This is a genomic window from Paraburkholderia saeva (assembly GCF_907164555.1).
GTDB lineage: Bacteria > Pseudomonadota > Gammaproteobacteria > Burkholderiales > Burkholderiaceae > Paraburkholderia > Paraburkholderia saeva.
Genome location: NZ_CAJQZC010000003.1, coordinates 425101 through 442637, shown reverse-complemented (window position 1 = coordinate 442637; position 17537 = coordinate 425101). Strand labels below are relative to the sequence as shown.

Below are 17537 nucleotides of genomic sequence, written 5' to 3'. Positions count from 1 at the left end.
CATCCGGTTAGAAAATCCGGTTAGAGCCGGCCTTACTTCTGTTCCTTGTTGCCGTAGCGCTTTTGCCAGTCTCCGAGAATGGCGTCCCGGTTTTTCGCGGACCAGGCGAAATCATTTTTCACAAGCAGTTCGGGATAGTTATCAGGGATGCCAGAAAGCTTCTTCGCGACGCCGGGGTACGCAACGATCGCCCACCATTGCGCGGTGATTTCATTGGCCTCCTTGCTCGCCATGAAATCCGCGAGCTTTTTGGCCGCCTCCGGCTGCTTCGTCGTCTTCATGATTCCGGTCGCTTCCATGTCCCAGCCAAGCCCTTCTTTCGGGAAGATCAGGTCGATCGGTGCGCCTTGCGCCTGTAGCTCATGCCCGCGGAATTCGAACGAGATACCGATCGGAAACTCGCCAGTGCCCGCCAGCGTGCAGGGCTTGGAGCCCGAGTGCACGTATTGCGCGACGTTCTTGTCCAGTTCGTCCATGTACTTCCAGCCCTTGTCCGTGCCGAACGTCTGCAGCCATGACGTCACATCCAGGTAGCCGGTACCGGACGAGACCGGACTCGGCATCACGATCATGCCCTTGTAGACCGGCCTGGTCAGGTCCTCCCACGACGTCGGCTTCGGCAGATGGCGCTTCTCCGCTTCGACGCGGTTGTAGCAGACCGTCGCGCCCCAGACGTCCATGCCGACCCAGCGCGGCGGCGTGTTGGCGTCGCTGTACTTGCGCGTCAGACTGTCGAAGCCTTTCGGCGCGTACGGCATCAGCATTCCTTGCAGATCGAGCAGCGTCAGGCTGGATGCCGCGAGTCCGAGTACCACGTCGGCGCGCGGATTGTTCTTCTCGGCGAGCAGCTTGGCGGTAACCGCCCCCGTCGAGTCGCGTACCCAACGGATTTCGATATCCGGATTCGCCTTCTCGAACGCGTCCTTGTAGGGCTTCATCGCTTCATCCTCCAGCGCCGTATAGACGAGCAACTGCGTTTTTGCGTGCGCGAACTGGACTGCGCCCAGCGCGACGGCAGCGGCCACAAGACAGCGCAATGCCCGATTCAGACGACCTCTGCTACCTGTAAACCCTGACTTTTCCTTCATTTCAAGACCCCTTGAGAAAGTGATGTCGCGGCCAGCGGCGAAAACGACTGTTGCTACAGGACCTCTGCGTACTGCCCCTTAAGCAGCCCTCCTGACGACTGCCTTCGGCTGTTTTGAACTTGTTGTCTGTTGTTGACAATCTACAAAGTTTAAATTTTAATGTCAAGTATTGCCACACTTTGCCACATAACGCCTCAGCGTCATCACCCGACTTACCCTTACCTCCGAGGACATGTCATGAGCGAAACACCGGTTTCCATCGAAGTGAACGGCCGCAGCTACAACTGGATGCGCAGGCCCGTCGTCGTGGTCTGCGTAGATGGCTGCGCGTATGAATATCTGGAGATGGCAGCAGCGGCGGGCGTCGCGCCCTTTCTTGGCAAGCTGCTGCGTCCCGGCACGTCGCTCAAGGGCGAATGCGTCGTGCCGAGCTTCACCAACCCGAACAACCTGTCGATCGTGACGGGCGTGCCACCCGCTGTGCATGGCATCAGCGGCAACTACTTTTTCGATCGCGACAGCGGCACCGAGGTGCTGATGAACGATCCGAAGTATCTGGTTGCGCCGACTGTGCTCGCCGGTTTCGCCGAACAGGGCGCGAGCGTCGCGGTGATCACGGCCAAGGACAAACTGCGCCGGTTGCTCGGCAAAGGCCTGAAAGGCGTGTGCTTCTCGGCGGAAAAGGCCGACGAGGCAACGCTCGAGGAAAACGGCATCGACAACCTGCTCGAACTGGTCGGCAAGCCGGTGCCGGGCGTCTATAGCGCCGAGCTGTCGGAGTTCGTGTTCGCGGCCGGCGTGCGGCTGCTCGAAACCCGCAATGTCGACCTGATGTACCTGTCGACCACCGATTACGTGCAGCACAAATGCGCCCCGGGCACGCCCGGGGCAAACGCCTTCTATCAGATGATGGACGGCTATCTGCAGCGGCTCGACGAGCTGGGTGCGATCGTCGCGATCACCGCCGACCACGGGATGAACGCGAAGCACAACGCAGACGGCGAGCCCAACGTGATCTACCTGCAGGATCGCTTCGACGAATGGCTCGGTGAGGACGCCGCTCGCGTGATCCTGCCGATCACCGATCCCTATGTCGTGCATCACGGCGCGCTGGGATCGTTCGCGACGGTCTATCTCCCCCCTTCCGCCGATGTCGAAGCGACACGCCGGCGGCTCGCAGCGGAACCCGGTATCGAACTGGTGTTGACGGGCGCCGAAGGCTGCGCGCGCTTCGAACTGCCGCCCGCGCGCATGGGCGACCTGATCGTGATCTCGACGCGCGACGTCGTGCTCGGCACGCGACGCGTCAAGCACGATCTGTCTGGCCTCGACGTGCCGCTGCGCTCGCATGGCGGCCTGACCGAACAGATCGTGCCGCTTCTGTTCAATCAGCCCGTCGCGAAGTCCGTTGGCGAGCGCGCACGGTTGCGCAATTTCGACATCATCGACATCGCACTCAATCACCTTCAATGACCGGGGGTCAGAAATGAACGCTGTGGCTGAACTGAAGGCTCAAATGAACGTGCGACATGAAGCGCTGCGCATCGGCGGCGAAAAAATCTTTCGCGACGACGTGATCGAAGTACGCAATCCGTACGACGGCACGCTCGTCGGCACCGTGCCGAAAGCGACGCTTGAGGACGTGCGTCGCGCGTTCGAATTCGCACGCGCCTGTCGTCCGGCGCTGTCCCGATACGAGCGCTCGGCGATCCTGCGGCGCGCCGCCGATGCCGTCCGCGCGCGCACGGAAGAGATCGCCGCGCTGATCACGGCCGAAGCCGGGCTGTGCAAAAAGGATTCGGTCTACGAGGCCGGCCGCGTCGCGGACGTGCTGGTATTTGGCGCGGGCGAGGTACTGAAGGACGATGGCCAGATCTTTTCGTGCGATCTTACCCCTCACGGCAAGAAGCGGCGCGTCTACACGCAACGCGATCCGCTGCTCGGTGTGATTTCCGCCATTACACCCTTTAACCACCCGATGAACCAGGTCGCGCACAAGATCGTGCCGTCGATCGCGACGAACAATCGCATCGTCGTGAAGCCCTCGGAGAAGGTGCCGCTGTCGTGCTATCTGCTCGCCGACATTCTCTACGAGGCAGGCCTGCCGGTGCAGATGCTGCAGGTGCTGACCGGAGACCCCCGCGTAATCGCCGACGAGTTGATCACGAACCCCGCCATCGATCTCATTACGTTCACCGGCGGCGTCTCGATCGGCAAGTCCATTGCCGGGCGGATGGGCTACCGCCGAGCGGTGCTCGAACTCGGCGGCAACGACCCGATCATCGTGATGGAGGACGCCGATCTCGACGAAGCCAGTTCACTCGCCGTATCCGGCTCGTACAAGAATTCCGGCCAGCGGTGTACGGCGATCAAGCGAATGCTGGTACACGAGTCGGTCGCCGACCGCTTTACGGATCTCGTCGTTGAAAAGACACGCGCCTGGAAGTATGGCAATCCGGCGGACAGTTCAGTCGACATGGGAACGGTCATTGACGAAGCTGCCGCACAGTTTTGCGAGCGCCAGGTCAACGACGCCCTGGCGCGTGGCGCGCGCCTGCTTGCGGGCAACATCCGCGAGGGCGCGCTTTACTCGCCGACGGTTGTCGACCGTGTCACACCCGACATGCCGCTCGTGAAGTATGAGACGTTCGGGCCGGTGTCGCCCATCATGCGTTTTGCCAATATCGACGAAGCGATCCGCATGTCGAACTGCACGGACTACGCGCTCTCGTCGTCGGTCTGTACGAACCGCTTCGACTACATCACGCGGTTCATCACCGAACTGGAAGTGGGCAGCGTGAACGTGCGCGAAGTGCCGGGGTACAGGCTCGAACTCACACCGTTCGGTGGCGTGAAGGACTCGGGACTGGGCTACAAGGAGGGGGTGCAGGAAGCGATGAAGAGCTTCACCAACACCAAGACGTATTCGCTGCCGTGGTGAACGCGTGAAGCGTAGAGCCCATTCTCTTCATGTACCAGGTGCCATTCAGGAGGCAATATGCAAGTAGGCGTTCCGAAGGAAATCAAGAATCACGAATATCGCGTGGGACTTACACCGTCATCAGTCCGGGAGATCGTGGCAAGCGGACATCGGGTTACCGTTGAAACGGGCGCGGGAAATGGCATCGGCGCATCCGATGACGCGTACAGGACGGCCGGAGCCCAGGTGGCCCCGAGTGCCGAAGCGGTGTTTTCCGCCGCCGACATGATTGTCAAGGTGAAGGAACCGCAAGCCCGCGAGCGCGCGATGCTGCGCAAAGGACAGATTCTCTTCACGTATCTGCATCTCGCGCCGGATCCTGAGCAGTGCGCGGATCTCGTCAAAAGCGAAGCAGTCTGCATCGCGTACGAGACCGTCACGCAACCGGGTGGCGGACTGCCGCTTCTTGCACCGATGTCCGAGGTCGCAGGCCGCATGTCCGTTCAGGCCGGTGCGCACTGTCTCGAACGCGCGCATGGTGGCAAGGGCATCCTGCTTGGCGGCGTAGCGGGCGTACCGTCCGCCAAAATCGTCATTCTTGGCGGAGGTGTCGTAGGTTCGAACGCTGCGCAGATCGCCGTCGGCACCGGTGCCCAGGTCGTCGTAATCGACCGCAACGTCGATGTTTTACGCCGCATGGATCGATTGCTGGGTGCGCGGGTGATGACCGTGTATTCCAATCAGGACAATGTCGAGCAACATGTCCTCGACGCCGACCTCGTGATTGGCGGTGTGCTGATCCCAGGTGCAGCCGCCCCCAAACTTGTGACACGCGGGATGGTTGACGCCATGCGCCCGGGCTCCGTTATCGTCGATGTCGCCATTGACCAGGGAGGATGCTGTGAAACCGCCAGAGCCACCACGCATGCGGAACCGACGTACAGGGTCGGCGAGGTCGTTCACTACTGCGTCGCCAACATGCCCGGCGGCGTACCGCGCACCTCGACCTATGCGCTGAATAATGCGACGTTGCCGTTTGTGCTCCAGATCGCGGACAAAGGGTGGCGTCAGGCCCTGCTGGACAACGTGCATCTGCGTGAGGGGCTTAACGTGGCCTTTGGCAAAATCACCTGTCAGGAAGTCGCGGCGGCACTCGGCTACGCCTGCGAAGACGCGCGCTCCATCGTTGCCGGATGACGGAGATCGAGCGGGACATGCCGACGTGAGGAAGAGGCATATCCCGCGCGCGTGCAATTGCCGTTCGATGCGCCATTCGAGCCCGCGCAATTCCAGTCCAGCGCGTCAAATGACTAAACGCCGAGGAGATTGCATCGTATAGGTTGGGCATGTCGTTTTATCGATCAAGCCAACGTCTTCCCAAACGTCTGCTGCAACAATTGCGCCGCGATATCCGCGACCCGGGCCACATGAGCTGTGGCTGCGTCCCGCGCCCGCTGCGCGTCGCGCGCACGGATCGCATCGAGAATGCACTTCATCTCCTGCACGGCCTGACGACCGCGGTCATCGGAGGCGATCGTCATCGCGCGCAAACGGTTTATCCGCGCGTTGAGCGTCTGCACGATTTCCCACGACACTCTCTTGCCGCCGCCATGGAACATGGCCTCATAAAACATGGTCGTCAGCTCACGCACCCTCTGATGTGCGTGCGCTTCGAACGCCTGCTGGATGCGTGTGATGCACTCGGCCAGCAGCGTAATCACCGTTTCATCCGCATGCTGCGCGCAAGCCATCGCCGCATCGCCTTCCAGCAACGCGCGAATTTCGTAAATTTCAGCGGCCGTTCCGGCATCCAGCCTCGCGACGATCGGCCCCTGGTTCGGAATCGAATCGACCAGTCCTTCCGTCTCCAGATGCCGTAAAACCTCGCGCACAACGGTGCGGCTCACGCCGAGTTCGTCACACAGCGAACGCTCGACCAGCCGTTCGCCCGGACGAAAATGCGCTTCCAGAATCGCCGTGCGCATTTTCTCGAGCGCGAGTTCGCGCAACGTCGTGGTGCGGCGTTCGACTTTCAGCGAGGGCAGAGCGTCACTCATGATATGCATGTCCGTGCTTACGCCTGCGCGAACAGCCGCACATCGCGCGTGTCCCAGTCGACGAGCGCCTGCGTGCCGATCGACAACCCGCTGTCATGGCGATGTCCCGCCGGCATGCGAATTGAAATCTCCTGCTGCCACGGCGTTGCGACAGCGTAATGCATTGCGTCGCCGAGATACGTGATATCGCGCACGGTGACCGGCAAACCCGCCGCGCTACCTGCGTTACGCAGCGCATGAATGCGCATCTGTTCCGGGCGGATCATCAACGTGCCTTCGTCGCCCGCCGTGAGCACGGGGTTGAAGCTGCCCGAACTCACCGTATGACCGTTAGGGAACACGCCGTTCATCCGGCCGTCGTTGTTCGACGTCACGCGTACCGGCAGGAAATTCGAATTGCCGATAAAGCTCGCGACGAAACGCGACGACGGATTTGCATACAGTTCCTCGCCGGTTCCAACCTGCTCGATGCGCCCCTTGTTGAACACGGCGATGCGATCCGACAGCCGCAACGCCTCTTCCTGATCGTGCGTCACATAAAGAATCGTGACGCCCGTCTCCTGATGAATGCGGCGCAGTTCGAGCTGGATTTCCTCGCGCAGTTTCTTGTCGAGCGCGGAGAGCGGTTCGTCCATCAGCAGCACGGGCGGATCATAGGCGAGCGCGCGGGCAATCGCGACGCGCTGCTGCTGCCCGCCCGACAGTTGCGCGGGCATCCGGTCGCGGCACTCGGACAGATGCACGAGCTTCAGCATCTGTTCGACCTTGGCCTTCACTTCGGCATCGGGACGGCGGCGCACGCGCAACGGGAAAGCGATGTTCTCGCCCACCGTCAGATGCGGAAACAGCGTATAGCGCTGAAACACCATGCCGATGTGGCGCTTGTTCGGTGCGACGGAGAGCAACGGCTTGCCGTCGAGCAACACGCGTCCTTCGCTCGGCTCCTGAAAGCCCGCGACGATATACAGCGTCGTGCTCTTGCCCGAACCGGACGGCCCGAGAAAGGTCATGAACTCGCCTTTGCGGACATCGAGCGATACCTGGTCGATGGCGACGACGTCGTCGTAGGTCTTGCGCAGGCGCTGGATTTGCAGGAATGCGGCAGTCATGGCTGATTCACCTCGGTTATCGTGCGCGGCGCAGCATGGCGCCCGCCAACATCAGTACGGTCGTCAATCCGACGAGCAGCGAAGACGCCGCCGCCACGACGGGCGTCAGGTCCTGCCGCAGCGTTGCCCAGATCCGCACGGGCAGCGTCTGCAAGGTCGGGCTCGACATGAAGATCGACACCACCACTTCGTCCCACGACGCGAGGAACGAGAAGATCGCCGCGGCGAACAGGCCGAGCCGGATCGCGGGCAACGTGACGCGCAGCTTCACTTCCAGTGGCGACGCGCCGCAGATCAGCGCCGCATCTTCGAGGGCCGTGTCGAAACCCGACAGCGAGTTGCTGATCGAGATGATCGAGAACGGCAGCGCGATGATCAGATGGCCGATCACGAAGCCCGTCATCGTGCCGTTCAATCCGATGCGCAGAAAGAACGCGTATAGCGCGACGGCCAGTACGACGACCGGCAACACCATCGGCGTGAGAAAGAACGCCTGCACGGCATTGAGTCCGCGAAACCGGCCGCGCACCAGCGCCAGCGAAGCGAGAAAGCCGATCAGCACCGACAGCACCGTGACGATGGCCGCAAGCTTCGCGCTCGTCAGGAGCGAGTCGATCCAGCCCGCGTCGGTAAAAAGCTGGCGATACCACTCCAGCGTCCAACCCGGCGGCGGAAAGATCAGCCACTGCGAATCGCCGAACGACAGCGCGACGATAAACACGATCGGCAGCAGAAGAAAGAGCGCAACGGCGGCACCGATGGCAAGCAACAAATAGCGCAGCGCGCCCAGACGATCGAAATCGAGCAACATGTCAGTCCTCCCGCCGGGCTGTCTCAAGGGAGGCCGGCGCCCCCTCTTGGGCCAATAAACGTAGTGAGCGTGGCGGCTGCGTCATCTCAGCGGCCTCCCGGATTGGCGCGCGCACTGCCCGTGAAGCGCAGTTGCAGCGTGTACAGTGCGAGCGTCACCGCGAGCAGCACGAAGGCGGCCGCACCGGCGAGGCCCCAGTTCAGCAGTTGCTGCACGAGCTGGGCGATGAGTTCCGCGAGCATCATGTAAGACGCACCGCCGAGCAGCGCGGGCGTAACGAAATAACCGAGCGCCATCACGAACACCATCAACGCGCCCGAAGCGATGCCCGGCATCGCGAGCGGCACCAGCACACGCCAGAACGCCTGCCAGCGACTCGCGCCGCAGATCGCGGCAGCACGCAAGATCGATGGATCGATGCTGCGCAGCGTCGCGTGCAGCGGCATCACAAGGAACGGCAGCATGATGTAGGTCATGCCGATGGTCACGCCGATCAGGTTGTTGACGAGCGTCAGCGGCTCGCTGATCACACCGAGCGCCATCAGCAGACGGTTGATCGGTCCGGTCTGTTGCAGCAGCACCATCCAGGCGAACGTGCGCGCGAGCAGGTTGGTCCACATCGACAGCAGCAGGATCGCGAACAGCAGCGAACTCAGCTTGCGCGGCGCTATGGCGAGGAGCCACGCGGTCGGGAATCCGATCGCGAGGGTTGCCGCCGTCACGACCGTTGCGACCAGAAACGTATTGCCGAACACGCGCAGATAGGTGGTCGAGCCGAGCAGTTGCGCATAGTTGTTCAGCCCCGGCGTCGGTTCGAGCACGCTGCGCAACAGCAGCGACAGCACCGGCAGCAGAAAGAAGATCACAAGCAGCAACAGCGCGGGCACGAGCAGGCGAATGCTGCGCCAGTCGCGCCGCCGGCGCGTGGCCGTCGCAGGCGGATGCGCGACGGTACTCAGAACATCAGGCATGGTGTCTCCCATCCACTCCGGTTGCTATGCGACTCACGCGCCGCGCTTATTTCGACTGCCACGCATACCAGCGTTTGGCGATCGCATCGCGGTTTTCCGCCCAGTACTTCATGTCGAGATTGATCTGCGAGGTTTTGTACTGATCGGGCAGCGTCTTCGCGATGGCGGGCGACATCAGCGCGGCCGACTTCACGTTGACCGGCGCATAGCCGGTATCCGTCGCGAACTTTGCCTGCGCCTGCGCGCTCGTGGCGGCGGCGAGGTACTTCATGGCCTCGGCCTTGTGCTTCGCGCCCTTCGGAATCACCAGCATGTCAGCAGCCGTCAGGTTCTGGTTCCACGAGATGCCGACCGGCACGCCAGTCTGTTCGAGCGCATGCAAACGTCCGTTCCAGAACATGCCGATCGGTGCCTCGCCCGAAGCGAGCAGTTGCTGCGACTGCGCGCCGCCGCTCCACCAGACGATATCGCCCTTGATCGTGTCGAGCTTTTTGAACGCGCGGTCGAGGTCGAGCGGATAGAGCTTGTTCGGCGGCACGCCATCGGCGAGCAGCGCGATTTCGAGCACGCCGGGCGCCGACCATTTATAGAACGTGCGCTTGCCGGGGAATTTCTTCGTATCGAACAGATCGGCCCAGGTAGCCGGCTGCGCGCCCGTGTACTTCGCCTTGTTGTAGCCGAGCACGAACGAGTAGTAGAAGCTGCCCACTGCATCCGATGTCGCGAAGCGCGGATCCAGATCGTCTTTCTTGACGACGGAATAGTCGATCGGCTCGATCAGTCCTGCCTGCTGCGCGGCATACGCGAAATCGCCTTCGACATCGACCACATCCCAGTTCACGTTGCCGCTGTCGACCATCGCCTTGAGCTTGCCGTAGTCCGTCGGGCCGTCCATCAGCACATTGACACCGGTCGCCTGCGTGAACGGCTGCGCCCAGTTCTTCTGTTGCGACGACTGCGTGGTGCCGCCCCAGCTCGTGAAGACGATGGGGTCCGCGGCCAGTGCCGGCGCCGCCGCGAGCGTCGCCGCGCAGAACGCGATCAGCGGCGCGATTTGGGAGGGGGTTCTGCTGCTCATGTCTGTCTCCAGGAATATCGGTTTGTATCGTGGCAACGTGTACGGCGGCCGGTAGCCGGCTTCCTCAGGCAAGCGGCGAAAAACGCGCTGGCTTCATGATCCTGTTTTCCATCTCTTCCATCAGCGCCTGAATCTTCGGCGCGAAGGCCTGCCACGCGCGATCTTCGGCGAGCGCCGCACGGCGGCGTTCGCGTTCGTCGAGGCTCGGATAGGCCCAGATATGCACGATCTGGTTCTGCGGTCCGATCTCCGAAAAGAAGTAGCCGACCAGTTGACCCAGATACTGCTTCTGCAACTCGATGCCCTCTTCCTCCACGAGTTTCAGATAGGCAGGCACGGCGCCCGTCTTGATGCGGTAGGTGCGAATTTCGTAGAACATGCTGGCTCCCGGTTTCTGGTGTTGGCGGCTCAGCGCATCACGAAGGGATCGGCGATCGGTTCGTCCGACGTGCGGATCCACACCGACTTCGTGCGCGTGTACTCGAGCACCGCTTCCAGGCCGCCTTCGCGGCCGAGGCCGGACAGGCCGTAGCCGCCGAACGGCACGATCGGCGACACCGCGCGATACGTGTTGACCCACACGATGCCCGCGCGCAGCGCGCGCGTGAGCCGGTGCGCGCGCGTCAGGTCGCGCGTGAACACGCCCGAGGCGAGGCCATAGCGCGTGTCGTTGGCAAGCGCGATGGCATCGGCTTCCGTATCGAACGTGACGACGCTCAGCACCGGCCCGAACAGCTCTTCCATCACGCTCGGCACCTGCGCACTCGCGCAGTCGACGATGGTCGGCAAAAAGTAATTGCCCTCGCCGATGCCTTCCGGCTGCTTGCCACCGGTGACGATACGTCCGCCCGCTTCGACGCTCGCGCGCAGCACCTTCTCGATGTGTTCGAGTTGACGACGGGTGGCGAGCGGTCCCATCTCGGTGGCCATATCCTGCGGATTGCCGATGCGAATCGCCTGCGCCTTCGCGACGAGCCGCCCGATCAGCGCATCGTGAATACCGCGCTGCACGACGAGGCGCGAACCCGCCACACAGCTTTGCCCGGTCGCCGCGAAAATGCCGGCGATGACGGCGTTGCAGGCGCTGTCGAGATCGGCGTCGTCGAACACCAGCACGGGCGACTTGCCGCCGAGTTCCAGCGACATCGCCGCAAGGTTCTCCGCCGAATTGCGCACCACGTGACGCGCCGTTTCCGGGCCGCCCGTGAACGCGATACGCGACACGAGCGGATGGCTCGTCAACGTGCGCCCGCAATCGTTGCCGAAGCCGGTCACGATATTGACCACACCGTTCGGAAAGCCCGCTTCGTGCACGAGCCGCGCGAATTCGAGCAACGGCGCGGGACCGTCCTCCGACGCCTTGAGCACGATCGTGCATCCCGCCGCGAGCGCGGGACCGATCTTCACCGCCGACAGGAACAACTGCGAATTCCACGGGACGATGCCCGCGACCACGCCCACCGGCTCGCGCCGCAGCGTGACTTCCATATCGGGTTTATCGACCGGCAGCCACGCGCCCTGAATCTTGTCCGCGAGGCCCGCGTAATAGCGGTAGTACTCGGCGACGTAGCTGATCTGGCTGCGTGTCTCGCGGATGATCTTGCCCGTGTCCCGGGTTTCGAGTTCCGCAAGACGCGGCGCATGTTGAGCGACGAGATCGGCGAGCCTGTAAAGCAGCTTGCCGCGCGCGCTCGCCGTCAGATTCGCCCATGCGGAATCGTTGAGCACGCGATGCGCCGCCTTGACCGCGCGATCGACGTCGTCCGCGCTGGCGGCCGGCATGCTCGCCCACACGTCGCCCGTCGATGGATCGACGCTGTCGAAATGCTCGCGCGCGTCTTCGAATGCACCGTCGATGTATTGCTGGAACCGCTGGACCATGTCAGCCACTCCGTGGAGTCAACAAAGGCATGCGCATCAGCGCGCGTCGAACGCGGGCATCACGTCGGAAATGAACAGTTCCAGCGACTTGCGCTTGCGCTCGAAGCTCATGTGGCTGTCGAGCCAGAAGCTGTACTGGTCGTAGCCAAGTTCCTCGTAACCCTTGAGACGCGCGATCACCTGTTTCGGCTCGCCGATCACGAGGTTCTTGCGGATCGCCTCGGGCGAGTACTGCGGGAACATCTCGACGTCGGCGTCCGTCAGCGGCTCGATGAAGCCCTGTTCGACCGGCCGCTCGTTCTTGAACCATTTGCTGAAGTACCGATAGAAGCACGCGAGGTCTTCCACTGCCGCATCCACTTCCGCGGCATCCACGCCGACGAACGTGTGCATCAGCATCATCACCTGCGGACGCGGCACGTCGGGATGCGCGGCGCAGGCGGCGTTGAAACGCTCCATGAGGCTGACGACCTCGGCATCGCCCTGGGCCAGCGATGTCACCTGAACATTGCAGCCGTTGGCAATCGCGAACGCATGCGAATTCGGGTCGCGCGCGGCAAGCCACATCGGCGGATTCGGCTGCTGGACAGGACGCGGAACGGGTGTGGTAGACGGCCACGACCAGAACTCGCCCTGATGCGCGTAATCGCCCTTGAAGAGCTTGCGCAATGCGGGCACGAGTTCGCGCATGCGCGCACCGGCGCCCATCGCGTCGAGGCCCGGCAACAGGCGCTCGTATTCGAACGAATACGCACCGCGCGCGATGCCCAGATCGAGCCGCCCGTTGCTCGCGACATCGACCATCCCGGCCTCGCCCGCCAGCGCGACCGGATGCCAGAACGGCGCGATCACCGTGCCCGTGCCCAGACGGATGCGTTCCGTCTTCGCGGCCAGATACGACAGGTTGACGAAAGGATTCGGCGCGATCGTGAATTCCATCGCGTGATGCTCACCGATCCACGCTGTTTCGAAACCGCCGCGCTCGGCGAGCTGCACAAGCTCGGTCATCTGGTCGAACAGCTCGCGATGCGACGTTGTGTCGTCGTACCGCTCCATATGCAGAAACAGCGAAAACTTCATGATGATTCCTCTCCCCTGGCCACTGCGGGCTGCGCGTCGTGCGCAGCAGGATTCGTCGGCGGATTGACCCGTGGTGTCGTCAATGCGCGAACGCGAGCGTCTGCACCTTGCCGCCTTCCGTATCGCCGACATAAATGCCGAACGCGTCTTCGCTACGCTCGCGCACGTAGCGCTCAAGCATGGAGCGCACCGCGTCGTCGCGCAGTTCTTTCCACGGAATCTGCGCCATTGGGACGATGCGGATCGTGCTGTCCATCCACGCCGCGCCGCCGTCGATCACGCGGCCGCGATAGTAGATTTGTACACTCGACGCCGGTCCGCTGCCCGATTCGAATACGGCAAAGATAAAGTCGAGATGCGCCTGGAGGCCGAGTTTCGCCAGCACGCCGCGCAGGCTCGCCGCGTCGCTCGCGGGTTCGAGCTTGACGCCCGCGGGCAACTGCAAACCGTTCGGCGTATCGAGCAGCACGAGCCCATCGCGATGTTCGAGAATCGCGCCGACCTGCGCGCGCGACCCGGCGGCAGCGAGCGCATCCTGCGACAGGCTGAAGTTCACGTAAGCGCCCCGGCAGTAGCCGAGCGGCGACGAGCTCGTATGAAGAAAATCGACTACGCGTCCGATCAGAATGATGTGATCGCCGGCATCGACTACATCATGCGTGGTGCAGTCGAAAGTCGCGGCCGCATCGTTCACCACGGGCGCGCCGGTTGCACGCGTCTGCCACGCGACCTGCGCGAACTTGTCCGCTGCTTTCGATGCGAACACGCCGGAGACGGACTTCTGGTCTTCGGCGAGCACGCTCACCGCGAAGTGGCGTGTCTGCGAAAACACTTCATAGCTCGATGCGGTCTTCGCGATGCACACGAGAATCAGCGGCGGATCGAGCGACACCGACGTGAACGAGTTGGCCGTGAAGCCGCGCGGCGAGCCGTCCGGCTGGATCGTCGTGACGACCGTCACACCCGTCACGAACGCGCCGAGCGCGCGGCGGAATCCGGCGAGGTCGAAAGTCTGTTGCGCGGTCTGGTCAGCCCTCGGCTCAGTCATGGCGTTCTCCGTTGATCGATTCATGCGGTGCTTCTTCCGCCGGCGTTTCGGCGAAAAACGCAAGCAGCCGTTCGTTGACGCCCTCGGGATCGGTGACGTTCATCATGTGCCGCTCGTTCGCGATGATCTCCGCACGGCCAGACGGCGTGGCCGCCGCCATCGCCCGCGACATCGCCGGGCTCGAATTCGGGTCGCACTCGCCCGTGAGAAACAGCGCGGGCACGGCGAGGCCGGCGAGACGGCCGACGTGCGCATCGTCCGAGCGGGCGAAGAGCCGGTAAGTGCGCGCGTAACCGACGGGATCGACCGACAGCAGCAACCCGCGTACGGCTTGCGCCGCCTGCGTCAGATGACCCGGAACCGGATCGCCAAACCAGCGTGACAGCGTGGCGTCGACTCCCGCGTCCAGTACGTCGCCGAGCGTCGCGGCGCGCGTCATCACGGCTTCGCGCTGCGCCGGCGTGCGGTCATACACCGCGTTCAGCGTGACGACACTCAGCGTGCGCTGCGGATACCTGAGCGCAAATTCGAGCGCGACGAGCGCGCCCATCGAATGTCCGACCACATGCGCGCGTTCGATGTGCATCGCGTCGAGCAGCGCTTTCAGTTGCGACGCGTATTCTTCGAGCGTCGGCGCGGCGGTCGGCAATGCGCTGTCACCATGACCGAGCATGTCGTATACGACAACCCGGTAGCTCGTCGTCAATGCCCCGATCTGCGGCGACCACACGGTCTGGTTCATACCCACGCCGTGGATGAGCACAACCGTGGCGCGCGCGTCTTCCGACTGCGGCGCGTAGACGCTGTAGCTCGTGCCCGCAGCCTCGCCGCGCGACACGGCACGCACGGAAGCGAGTTCAGGCCGCATTGGACTCGAGCTCCTTCAGGTCCTGATACCGGTCGCCGATGCGGTGATGCGGCCGGCCGCCGATCGATGCACCGAGAGCGATCACCAACTCGTCGGGAGCGGGCGCATCGACGATCGAAAACTGCACGGTCAGGTAATGCGAGCGCATGCCTTCGTCGTGCTTGTGCATCAGTGGAATCGAGATCGGGCAGTTCGGGCCGCCGCGCAGGTTCGTGAAGCTCAGATAGCTTTTCGCGCCGACCGCCTGGCGGTAGTGGTTGCCGAAGCGCAGCGTGTGAATCAGCGCCGACGCGTGTTCGATCTCGCCCGACGTGCCGACGATCGCCGCCTTGCCGTAGCCTTCGACCGCATCGCCGGAACCGGCCACGCGCAGCACTTCCGCCGTCAGCATTTCGCCCAGTTGCGGCGCCAGCGCGTGAATCTCGGGTTTCAGGTCTTCGACAAAGCCGCGCCCCGCCCACGGATTACGCAGCACGGCCGCCGCGCCGAACAGCTTCAACGGCCGCGCCGCCTCCTTGCCGCCTTCAATGAAAGTCTCTTCGACGTAAGTGACCAGCTTGCGCACTTCCAGCTTCATATCGTTCTCCTGACGGGGGCCGAGGCCATGAATGTCGTTCGTTGAGATTATGGTATTCCATCTTATGGCCCACACCAAGAAGTTCTATATTATGGAATACCATGATACGAAGCGCACTGTTTCAGGCATGTTTTCCGCTGTGGCGCGAGAACCGCATCCGCTTTTGCGGTGCGGTATGGCTACGGCAGGATTTGTCCGAGGAGAACGTTTTGCCAGCCGAACCGGCAAACAAAAAGGCCGCCGGGGTACCGGCGGCCTATCGTGTGAACGGGACGGAATGCGGCTCAGGCGTCGCGGACAGGCTCGCCTGGCTACGCGAGCGCGCTCAGTGCCAGTTCGGCGGTCCGCTTGATGTGCGCGGCCGACGCGGCCGACGCCGCATCGCCGTCACGCCGCTCGATCGCGTCGAGCAGCGTGTTCATCTCGCGATTGGACTCGCCGCCGCGCCCCGGCGTGGCGATGGTCAGCGCGCGCAACCGGTTGATGCGCGCGTTCAGCGTTTTGACAACAGCCAGCGATACGCGCTTTTGCGCGCCCTCGAACATCGCTTCGTAGAAACGCTCCGTGTATTCGAGCACGCGCGGCAGGTCCTGCTTCTCGAACGCATCTTCGATGACCGCGCGGATCTCGCGCAACTGCCGTACAAGTTCGGGCGTCGACTGCTCGGCACACGCACGCGCGGCGTTGGCTTCGAGCAGCCCGCGCAACTCGTAGATTTCGCCGACCTGTTCGGGATCGAGCCGCGCGACGATTGGCCCTTGCCGCGCGAGAATCTCGACGAGCCCTTCCGTCTCGAGATGCCGCAACACTTCACGCACGACGGTGCGGCTGACCCCAAGTTCGTCGCACAGCGTGCGTTCGACGAGCCGCGCGCCGGGCCGGAAATACCCCTGTACGATTGCGCCGCGGAGCTTGTCCAGAGTAAGTTCCCGTAGCGTCTTGGCGTTGCGGTCGATTCTGAGGTCTGACATGGGCGGCAAAAGAAGAAATGGACATGGGCGTTCCCGTTCGCCCGATGTTGCCGAGACTTGCGGGCTCTGGAATGCCATATTATCGTTCATCTCGCCTTCATACCCATGGGCTGACTTCGCCTGGGCACGACGAACGGCTCCAGGCCAGCTGCAAGCGGTCGTTCGTAGAACATATCTGATTGGCCGGAGTTGGCCGAAAACACCCGAGATCCTGAGCGGGCGAACCGCATTTCGACCGCGTTGTAGTTCCCGGCCCGGTGCCCCGTTAATCAGCCGACGACGCCCCTCGCCCGGCGCGACGTGTAAACTGCTGGATTTTTCGAATCCAGTTGTATGGTGCAAGCTCCACAGTGCATAGATTCAACCGCTCCGGCGCTCAGCCGCCTGCTTGCCCGTCTGACGAACATCGATGTCCCCGAATCGAGCCAGTCGCTCGCCGCCCGGCTGAGTCAGTGGCTCGGCTGGACTGACGCAATCGCGCTGTCTGCGGCGCTGAATGGCGCCCCGCCTGCGGTAGCGTCTGGCGTGCGATCGTTTGGCAGCGCCGAAGAGCACGAGTGCGCCCGGGTGCGCGCCACGCTGGCAAAGACCATCGCCAACGATAACGCGTTCGCGACCGCCAGCCCACGCGGGTCTGCGCATCGCAATCCGCAGGCGGCGCCCATCGATGCGACGCTCGATTACGCTGCCTTTCGTCAGCGCTATCTCGCCATGCAGCAGACGATGGAGACGGCTATCTCCGAGCTGCGCGGGCGCCTTCGCAGAATGCTGGCCGCGAGGACGCCCGATATGGCGCGACTTGCGCTGGTGGACGCCACCATGGAGCGCGCGCTGGGTGCGCACGAGCGAAACCTGCTGGGCGCCGTGCCCGGGTTGCTCGCAGGACACTTCGAGCGTTTGCGACAAGCCGGCCAGGCGGCACCGGACGACGCCCCCGCCTCGGTGAACACCCCGCCGGTTACCTCCGACTTCTGGCTGGACGTCTTCCGCAAGGATATGCAGAGCGTGTTGCTCGCCGAACTGGACGTTCGTTTTCAACCGGTCGAAGGGTTGCTCGCAGCCCTTCACACCCGCTAAC

At 63.1% G+C, this 17537-nt stretch carries 17 protein-coding genes; 4 read left to right on the top strand and 13 right to left on the bottom strand.

Features of this window, described 5'->3' with window-relative positions; translation table 11 throughout:
- Positions 1-32: 32 nt before the first annotated feature.
- Positions 33-1088 carry a putative 2-aminoethylphosphonate ABC transporter substrate-binding protein gene (locus LPA36_RS10175; RefSeq protein WP_228876053.1) on the bottom strand — a complete coding sequence of 352 codons (1056 nt, stop codon included), beginning with the start codon at positions 1086-1088 and terminating at the stop codon, positions 33-35.
- A 237-nt stretch (positions 1089-1325) separates the two neighbouring features.
- Between LPA36_RS10175 and phnA the strand changes: the two genes are divergently transcribed.
- From phnA to ald, 3 genes are read left to right on the top strand one after another with little or no spacing between them, the layout of a single operon-like run.
- Complete coding sequence (phnA, locus tag LPA36_RS10170) at positions 1326-2561, top strand: phosphonoacetate hydrolase (protein ID WP_228876051.1); 1236 nt, start codon at positions 1326-1328, stop codon at positions 2559-2561.
- 13 nt (positions 2562-2574) lie between these two features.
- Positions 2575-4029 (top strand): phosphonoacetaldehyde dehydrogenase, encoded by a 1455-nt coding sequence (gene phnY / locus LPA36_RS10165; RefSeq protein WP_228876050.1) that lies wholly within the window; start codon positions 2575-2577, stop codon positions 4027-4029.
- A 57-nt stretch (positions 4030-4086) separates the two neighbouring features.
- Entirely contained in the window at positions 4087-5205 is a 1119-nt protein-coding gene (ald, locus tag LPA36_RS10160) for an alanine dehydrogenase (RefSeq protein ID WP_228876048.1), read from the top strand.
- Between the two features lie 164 nt (positions 5206-5369).
- Here the strand turns inward: ald and LPA36_RS10155 are convergent, their stop codons facing one another.
- The 12 genes from LPA36_RS10155 to LPA36_RS10100 form a co-directional block, all read right to left on the bottom strand.
- A complete protein-coding gene (locus LPA36_RS10155) occupies positions 5370-6065 on the bottom strand; it encodes a GntR family transcriptional regulator (RefSeq protein ID WP_228876044.1) in 696 nt (231 codons plus the stop codon).
- Positions 6066-6082: 17 nt separating this feature from the next.
- Entirely contained in the window at positions 6083-7174 is a 1092-nt protein-coding gene (locus LPA36_RS10150; protein ID WP_228876042.1) for an ABC transporter ATP-binding protein, read from the bottom strand.
- 16 nt (positions 7175-7190) lie between these two features.
- Entirely contained in the window at positions 7191-7985 is a 795-nt protein-coding gene (locus LPA36_RS10145) for an ABC transporter permease (protein ID WP_228876040.1), read from the bottom strand.
- An 86-nt stretch (positions 7986-8071) separates the two neighbouring features.
- The gene (locus tag LPA36_RS10140; protein ID WP_228876038.1) at positions 8072-8956 is read right to left on the bottom strand and encodes an ABC transporter permease; all 885 of its coding nucleotides are present in this window, start codon (positions 8954-8956) and stop codon (positions 8072-8074) included.
- A 46-nt stretch (positions 8957-9002) separates the two neighbouring features.
- Entirely contained in the window at positions 9003-10034 is a 1032-nt protein-coding gene (locus LPA36_RS10135; RefSeq protein ID WP_228876037.1) for an ABC transporter substrate-binding protein, read from the bottom strand.
- 64 nt (positions 10035-10098) lie between these two features.
- On the bottom strand, positions 10099-10413 hold the full coding sequence (locus tag LPA36_RS10130) for an NIPSNAP family protein (RefSeq protein ID WP_228876035.1): 315 nt from the start codon (positions 10411-10413) through the stop codon (positions 10099-10101).
- 29 nt (positions 10414-10442) lie between these two features.
- Positions 10443-11915, bottom strand: coding sequence for an aldehyde dehydrogenase (locus LPA36_RS10125; RefSeq protein WP_228876033.1), 1473 nt, complete (start codon positions 11913-11915; stop codon positions 10443-10445).
- Between the two features lie 36 nt (positions 11916-11951).
- Positions 11952-12995 (bottom strand): LLM class flavin-dependent oxidoreductase, encoded by a 1044-nt coding sequence (locus LPA36_RS10120; RefSeq protein WP_228876031.1) that lies wholly within the window; start codon positions 12993-12995, stop codon positions 11952-11954.
- Between the two features lie 79 nt (positions 12996-13074).
- A complete protein-coding gene (locus LPA36_RS10115; RefSeq protein WP_228876029.1) occupies positions 13075-14043 on the bottom strand; it encodes a flavin reductase family protein in 969 nt (322 codons plus the stop codon).
- Positions 14036-14911, bottom strand: a complete 876-nt coding sequence (locus LPA36_RS10110) for an alpha/beta fold hydrolase (RefSeq protein WP_228876028.1) — start codon at positions 14909-14911, stop codon at positions 14036-14038. Before LPA36_RS10110 ends, LPA36_RS10115 begins: the two co-directional genes overlap by 8 nt.
- Positions 14901-15488 (bottom strand): amino acid synthesis family protein, encoded by a 588-nt coding sequence (locus LPA36_RS10105; protein ID WP_228876027.1) that lies wholly within the window; start codon positions 15486-15488, stop codon positions 14901-14903. The genes LPA36_RS10110 and LPA36_RS10105 overlap by 11 nt, the downstream gene beginning before the upstream one ends.
- 311 nt (positions 15489-15799) lie before the next feature.
- A complete protein-coding gene (locus tag LPA36_RS10100; protein ID WP_228876025.1) occupies positions 15800-16459 on the bottom strand; it encodes a GntR family transcriptional regulator in 660 nt (219 codons plus the stop codon).
- Positions 16460-16792: 333 nt separating this feature from the next.
- Here LPA36_RS10100 and LPA36_RS10095 point away from each other — a divergent pair, with 333 nt between their 5' ends.
- Positions 16793-17536, top strand: coding sequence for a DUF3348 domain-containing protein (locus tag LPA36_RS10095; RefSeq protein WP_228876023.1), 744 nt, complete (start codon positions 16793-16795; stop codon positions 17534-17536).
- The last annotated feature ends 1 nt before the right edge of the window (position 17537 follow it).

Excerpts from the sequence above, each read along its gene's own strand:
- LPA36_RS10175 (WP_228876053.1), bottom strand. The coding sequence starts at position 1,088 with ATGAAGGAAAAGTCAGGGTTTACAGGTAGCAGAGGTCGTCTGAATCGG.
- phnA (WP_228876051.1), top strand. The coding sequence starts at position 1,326 with ATGAGCGAAACACCGGTTTCCATCGAAGTGAACGGCCGCAGCTACAAC.
- phnY (WP_228876050.1), top strand. The coding sequence starts at position 2,575 with ATGAACGCTGTGGCTGAACTGAAGGCTCAAATGAACGTGCGACATGAA.
- ald (WP_228876048.1), top strand. The coding sequence starts at position 4,087 with ATGCAAGTAGGCGTTCCGAAGGAAATCAAGAATCACGAATATCGCGTG.
- LPA36_RS10155 (WP_228876044.1), bottom strand. The coding sequence starts at position 6,065 with ATGAGTGACGCTCTGCCCTCGCTGAAAGTCGAACGCCGCACCACGACG.
- LPA36_RS10150 (WP_228876042.1), bottom strand. The coding sequence starts at position 7,174 with ATGACTGCCGCATTCCTGCAAATCCAGCGCCTGCGCAAGACCTACGAC.
- LPA36_RS10145 (WP_228876040.1), bottom strand. The coding sequence starts at position 7,985 with ATGTTGCTCGATTTCGATCGTCTGGGCGCGCTGCGCTATTTGTTGCTT.
- LPA36_RS10140 (WP_228876038.1), bottom strand. The coding sequence starts at position 8,956 with ATGCCTGATGTTCTGAGTACCGTCGCGCATCCGCCTGCGACGGCCACG.
- LPA36_RS10135 (WP_228876037.1), bottom strand. The coding sequence starts at position 10,034 with ATGAGCAGCAGAACCCCCTCCCAAATCGCGCCGCTGATCGCGTTCTGC.
- LPA36_RS10130 (WP_228876035.1), bottom strand. The coding sequence starts at position 10,413 with ATGTTCTACGAAATTCGCACCTACCGCATCAAGACGGGCGCCGTGCCT.
- LPA36_RS10125 (WP_228876033.1), bottom strand. The coding sequence starts at position 11,915 with ATGGTCCAGCGGTTCCAGCAATACATCGACGGTGCATTCGAAGACGCG.
- LPA36_RS10120 (WP_228876031.1), bottom strand. The coding sequence starts at position 12,995 with ATGAAGTTTTCGCTGTTTCTGCATATGGAGCGGTACGACGACACAACG.
- LPA36_RS10115 (WP_228876029.1), bottom strand. The coding sequence starts at position 14,043 with ATGACTGAGCCGAGGGCTGACCAGACCGCGCAACAGACTTTCGACCTC.
- LPA36_RS10110 (WP_228876028.1), bottom strand. The coding sequence starts at position 14,911 with ATGCGGCCTGAACTCGCTTCCGTGCGTGCCGTGTCGCGCGGCGAGGCT.
- LPA36_RS10105 (WP_228876027.1), bottom strand. The coding sequence starts at position 15,488 with ATGAAGCTGGAAGTGCGCAAGCTGGTCACTTACGTCGAAGAGACTTTC.
- LPA36_RS10100 (WP_228876025.1), bottom strand. The coding sequence starts at position 16,459 with ATGTCAGACCTCAGAATCGACCGCAACGCCAAGACGCTACGGGAACTT.
- LPA36_RS10095 (WP_228876023.1), top strand. The coding sequence starts at position 16,793 with ATGGTGCAAGCTCCACAGTGCATAGATTCAACCGCTCCGGCGCTCAGC.